5 protein-coding genes are annotated in these 5,518 nt (G+C 64.9%); 1 reads left to right on the top strand and 4 read right to left on the bottom strand.

Translation table 11 applies throughout. The annotated features are described in order from the left end of the window. From ASILVAE211_RS25500 to ASILVAE211_RS25495, 3 genes are all read right to left on the bottom strand, one after another. The coding region (locus ASILVAE211_RS25500) for a type IV secretory system conjugative DNA transfer family protein (protein WP_227324175.1) at positions 1-1,224 on the bottom strand (1,224 nt) is incomplete at its 3' end. 48 nt (positions 1,225-1,272) lie between these two features. Then, on the bottom strand, positions 1,273-1,395 hold the full coding sequence (locus ASILVAE211_RS26240; protein ID WP_264479116.1) for a hypothetical protein: 123 nt from the start codon (positions 1,393-1,395) through the stop codon (positions 1,273-1,275). A gap of 8 nt (positions 1,396-1,403) precedes the next feature. Next, the gene (locus tag ASILVAE211_RS25495; protein WP_227324174.1) at positions 1,404-1,799 is read right to left on the bottom strand and encodes a hypothetical protein; all 396 of its coding nucleotides are present in this window, start codon (positions 1,797-1,799) and stop codon (positions 1,404-1,406) included. A 181-nt stretch (positions 1,800-1,980) separates the two neighbouring features. On the opposite strand from ASILVAE211_RS25495, the gene traA reads away from it, so the two are divergent. Next, positions 1,981-5,298 carry a Ti-type conjugative transfer relaxase TraA gene (traA, locus tag ASILVAE211_RS25490; protein WP_227324173.1) on the top strand — a complete coding sequence of 1,106 codons (3,318 nt, stop codon included), beginning with the start codon at positions 1,981-1,983 and terminating at the stop codon, positions 5,296-5,298. Between the two features lie 67 nt (positions 5,299-5,365). Here the strand turns inward: traA and ASILVAE211_RS25485 are convergent. Then, positions 5,366-5,518 (bottom strand): transposase (locus ASILVAE211_RS25485; protein WP_227324176.1); only part of this gene is annotated, 153 nt, incomplete at its 5' end.

Genomic DNA, 5,518 nt, shown 5'->3' with positions numbered 1-5,518 from the left:
CTCGCGCCGTGCGCGGGCGGTGACCGCGTAATTCTCACCCTTGAAGTCGAGAACGAAGGCTGAGCCCGGATAATCCAGGAGGTTCGGAATAACGGCGCCGATGCCTTTACCGGCGCCGGTCGGCGCGCAGGTCAGGATGTGACCATGCTGGCGAAACCGTCCATCCGCCAGATTGCCGGTGCCGCGCAGCCAGCCCAAGGAAAACGCGTCGGCTGGGGCGGTGGGGGTCAGGTGATTGCCTCGGGACGCATCCTCGACCTCGCTAAAATGCGCCGTGCCATGGGTGCTCGGTGCCTGGCTGCTGCCGAAGAGGCCAGCCAGCGAAAACCAGCCCTTCTTGAACCGAGCCGGCACGAAGCGATGGCCGCCGGTGAAGAGGATGCCGAAGAGCACCAGCCATAAGAGACCGGGCCAGATCCCACCGGGCAGAAGGCCAAGCGCGAGGAGCACGACGACCGGCAACCAGCTGACGGCAGCGGCGACAATGAAGAGCAGGGAGCCTTCGAATGCGGCCTTAACGCCACCAACTCTCATTCGTGCTCTGAAGCTGACCAGTGCGAAGAAAAGGCAGATGCCGAGGAGGCCAAAGAGCCCGTCCGGGATGGCCGACAGTTTGCGTCCTGTGCGCGCTGAATAGCTGGCCTGGTTTGGGTGGCGGGCGACGGACGCCTGCAGGATGCGGAATTGCCCATCGGCAAGCGCGGCATGATTGGGACCGGCAGCTTTGGCAATGGCGGCTGCGGCGGTAGCAGCATCGTATTGGCCAAGGTCGGCGGCCTCTGCGGCTGCCACTGCCGCCTGGTGTGCGGCCATGACAGCGGCATTGGTATCGGGCGCGATAGAGTCCGTTGTCTCCGCCACGGCCTCGCTGAGCGCGTCCGCCATGCTGGCGCTGCGGTCATAGATCGCATTGCGATCCGCGATAAGAATTCGGGGATCGTCCAGCCCGCGCGCCATAGTCCAGAAGCCATCGCTGAGACTGTTCGGGATCGGCAGACCGAACGCCTCAAGCCGCTTGCGCATCCAGGCCAACGTGTTCGCGAAGGTATCCTGCTCCAGCGGCTGCGGATGGAAGCTGCTGGTGATGGCGGTCGCGGAATCGGCCAATGTCACCAAGGCGCCGCGGACAGCTTCCTTATCGGCGCGATTGGGATCGCGGGACGCACCGACGATGACATCGCGTGCCGTATCGATTGCGCTCGTCCGCTCCTGCCAGGCCTGCATCGCGGCCTGCGCTTCGCAGGTCTGGCCGTATTTAGCGTCGGTTGGGTTTCAGGCATTGACGCAACCTGGCACCGTGGAGGAGGGGCGGCCCAAAGCCGCCACGCTATCGGCATGGGCAGTGACCCAGGATGCCAATAGAGAGCCGATCGCGACGATGATAACGGTGCGCATGACGGATCTCAGTCGGCAGCACTCACCGCCGTTGGCCCGTCTTCTTCTGGCGTTAAACCGTCTTGTTCATCCTCGGCCGCATCATCATCAGCGGCCGCAAGCTTTGCCTTTCGCCGGTCGCCCAGTTTGCCACCCTCTGCCTTGTATTTGTCGATTGTCCAATCCTTGAAGGGCTCCTTGTCATTCGGACGATCGATGCGCGTCAGGAGGACAGCGAGATGATGCGCCCACTGCTTGTCTTTGGCGGCAGCGTCGAAGAGCAGACCGCCCGCGATGATCTTACGACGGGTATCGAGCTTGCGTTCGGTCTCGGCCATTCTGGCCTTTGCTGCCTGCAAGCGTGCGATTGTTTGATCGGCCTTCTCTTGCAGCTTGGCCAGTCGTTCCGCGGTGACTTTGCTCACCATTGTTCTCCTTGTCGTGTGGCAACGATCCTAGCGGAACCAATAGAGTTAACGGCAAGCACTCGAACGGGTTCAATATCGTACATGTGATAAAGCGCACCGCCGACCCGCGCGAGTTTTAGCGAGTAAGGGCGCACTTACGAGTTGCTGCGCAACTCAGTGCTGGTAGAGTCAACCGGCGATGGCGATCTATCATCTGAGCATGAAGCCCATGTCGCGTGGGTCGGGACGGAGTGCCGTCGCGGCAGCCGCCTATCGTGCGGCCGAGACGCTGGAGAATCAGCGCGACGGCTTGGTCCACGACTTCAGCAAGCGGTCCGGGGTTGAGCATGCCGAGATTGTGGTGCCTGGGGTCGTGGGCGCCGATTGGGCACGGGACCGATCGGCGCTGTGGAATGCGGCTGAGGCCTCAGAGAAGAGGAAGGATGCCCGGGTCGCCCGCGAGATCGAAGTGGCCTTGCCGCATGAGTTGTCGTCAGAGCAGCGGCTCGACCTGACGCGCGGCTTCGCGGCAGAGCTGGCCGGCCGGTATGGGGTGGCCGTCGACTTCGCCATCCACAGCCCGCACGGGCACACGGATGTGCGGAACCACCACGCCCATATCATGATGACGACACGCAAAGTCGGGCCAGAGGGGCTGGGCGAGAAGTCGGAGCTCGAGCTCGAGAATAAGCGCCTGGTGGCTCTCGGCCTGCCGACCTCGCATGCGCAGCTGCGAGATCTGCGGGCCCGGTGGGAAGAGCGGACCAACGCGCAGCTGGCGCGGGCTGGGCTGGATCTCCGGGTCGATCATCGCAGCCATCGGGAACGGGGGCTCGAAATCGAGCCGACCCAGCATATGGGCGTTCATGCGACGCAGATGGCGCGCCAGGAGAAGCCTGTCTCGCGCACACGGATCGATGCGGCGGCGGCGCAGCGGAATGCCAATCTGATCCGGGAGAAGCCCGAGCAGGTTCTGGCGTTGATCACCGGGGAGAAGAGCGTCTTCGACCGTCGCGATGTGGCGCGGGCGCTGCATCGTTATGTGGAGGATGCTGAGAGCTTCCAGGCGGCACTCGCCAAGGTCATGGCCTCTCCGGCTCTGGTCGAGCTGCAGGCCGAGCAGCGGGACGCCCAGGGGCATGTTCTGGAGCCTGCGCGCTACTCGACCCAGGAGATGGTCGGCGTCGAACGCGACATGGCGGTCAGTGCCGACCGGATGGCGGAGGGGCACAGCTTCTGGGTCGCAAAGCGATGGGTCGACGGATCGATTGCGGCGCACGCGGGCCGCGGCATGACGCTGACCGAGGAGCAGCAGGCGGCGGTGCGCCACGTGACGGGGCCCGAGCGGATTGCGACGGTCGTGGGCCTAGCCGGGGCGGGCAAGAGCACGATGCTGGCGGCAGCGCGCAGCGCCTGGGCGTCAGAGGGCTACCGCGTTCATGGCGCAGCCCTGGCCGGCAAGGCAGCGGAAGGATTGGAGGAGTCTTCGGGCATTCCGTCGCGCACCTTGGCGAGCTGGGAACGCGGCTGGGAGCGGGGGTTTGATCAGCTTGGCCCTCGCGATGTCTTTGTCATCGATGAGGCGGGCATGGTCGGCTCGACACAGCTGTCCCGGTTCATCACGGCCGCGGACCGGGCCGGCGCCAAAGTCGTGCTGGTCGGTGACCCCGAGCAGTTACAGCCGATCGGGCCGGGGGCGGCCTTCCGGGCGATCGCCGAGCGCGTCGGTTTTGTCGAACTGTCAGAGGTGCGTCGGCAACGGGAGGACTGGCAGCGGGCGGCCTCCGTCGACTTCGGCCGGCATCGCACAGTGGAGGGGCTGGCGGCTTACGCGGAGCATGGCGCCATCCGGTTTGAGCCGACGGTCGAGCAGGCGCGGGATGCGATCGTGCGTGACGTGATGCTGGATCGCGCGGTACGTCCGAACGGGTCCCGCCTGGTGCTGGCGCATCGCCGCGTCGATGTCCTAGAGCTCAATGACGCCATCCGGTCCGCGCGGCTTGCGACGGGCGAATTGGCCGATGAGCGCGTCTATCAGACGACGGAGGGTCAGCGAGCGTTTGCACCCGGTGACCGGCTCATGTTCCGGGAGAACAACCGCGATCTCGGTGTGAAGAACGGCATGCTCGGTACGGTGGAAACCGCCGAAGAGGATCGGCTGGTCGTGCGGCTGGACGACTCGCAGGGAAGGCCAGGCCAAGGCCGCACGGTTGCGGTCTCCATGGCCGATTACGCCGCCGTGGACCACGGCTATGCCACCACCATCCACAAGGCCCAGGGGGCGACCGTCGACCGCGCCTTTGTCTTCGCCAGCGGCACCATGGACCGGCACCTGACCTATGTCGCGATGACCCGGCACCGGGAGCGCGTGACACTCTACGCCGGCCGCGATGAGCTGCGCGACATCGGTGCGCTGAAGACGCGGCTGTCGCGGTCGCAGGCCAAAGAGACCACGCTCGATTACGAGCGGGGCACTCCCGTGGAAATGGAAGCGGCGCGGGCGGGTTATGCTGAGCGGCGGGGCCTATACGCTAACGGTTTGGTGCCGGAGAGCGAGATCGTCGTCCGCGATGCCGAGCGCCAGCCTCCTGCAGGGTGGGAAAGGGAGCAGGAGCGGGAAGGCTCGGTAACCGCGCGGCCGGCTCAGGTGCGGCCGGCCCAGGCGCTCGCGCCCCGGGAAGATTCGTTGAGAGCCAAAGTCAGGAAGGCGCAGACCGAAAGGGAAGCGCCCCGGGCGGCGCCCCATCTGCCGACACTGGTCCCAGAACCAGAGCGCGGCACATCCAAGCAGGAAACATTCGACGCGCGGACGTATTTGCTGGGGCTGACTAAACCGGTGGCCCAGGAGCAGCCGTCCGCGGCGAGGGCGGTCGGACCGATGTCGTCATCGGAGGCCGCCCGCGCGGGGCAGCGGCAGGAGCTGCTGGCGGCCGATAGTTGGACCTACAGCCGGGCGCTGGAGGCCGCGACCGTGCAGGACCGAAACGCCCGCCACGCTCGTCCCATGACGGTCGCCGATGCGGCGCGGCTGGTGTCGCCGGATTATGCTGCGGTCGCCGATCGGCTCGATCGGGCACGGGCGGACCTGGTCCATTCCGAGAAAGCGATCGAGGAGAACCGACAGCAGCGGGACGACGCGATCGACCAGGGCGACAAGCGCTGGCAACGCATGGGGACGCTTGCCCAATATGGCCATCGGATGGGAATCAAACCGGATCGCGAATTGGAGGTGCATGAAGCCTCCGAGAAGGGCGCAACGATGCGGTTGACCACCGGAGAAGTGAGGCATGCAGAGCGCCTCCTGGCGCTGCCCGACTTAGAACGGCAGGAGCGTGACGCTTTGGCCGCCGTTCGGCCCCAGGCCGAGGAAAAGCTGGAGCAATTGCAGGACCGTGCGGCCCTTGCGCGCGAGGTCCAGGCGGAGAGACGGCAGGTGCAGCAGCAGAAGGCCCAGGAAGAGGGCCTTGAGAGAAAGCTGAGCCGAGGTAAGAGCCAAGGTCTTGGGATAGGGCGTTAGGTCAGTGACGTAAGGATCATTCCGGCATTATGGATCAGTTGCCACCAAATAAGAAATTTGGAGTGTGCTAGGCTCTGTTGACAAAAGACGGTAGCCATATTTTGGCTGCTGCAATGTTAAGGAAGCTACGAAATGAGAGCGCTGTTTTGTCATAGCGAGTAGCAATACGTCGGAACTGTTTGAGCCGATTGAACATACGCTCGACGCGATTGCGATCACG

Origin of the sequence: Acidisoma silvae, assembly GCF_020618775.1 — a bacterium.
GTDB lineage: Bacteria > Pseudomonadota > Alphaproteobacteria > Acetobacterales > Acetobacteraceae > Acidisoma > Acidisoma silvae.
This window is presented reverse-complemented; position numbering and strand designations above follow the sequence as displayed.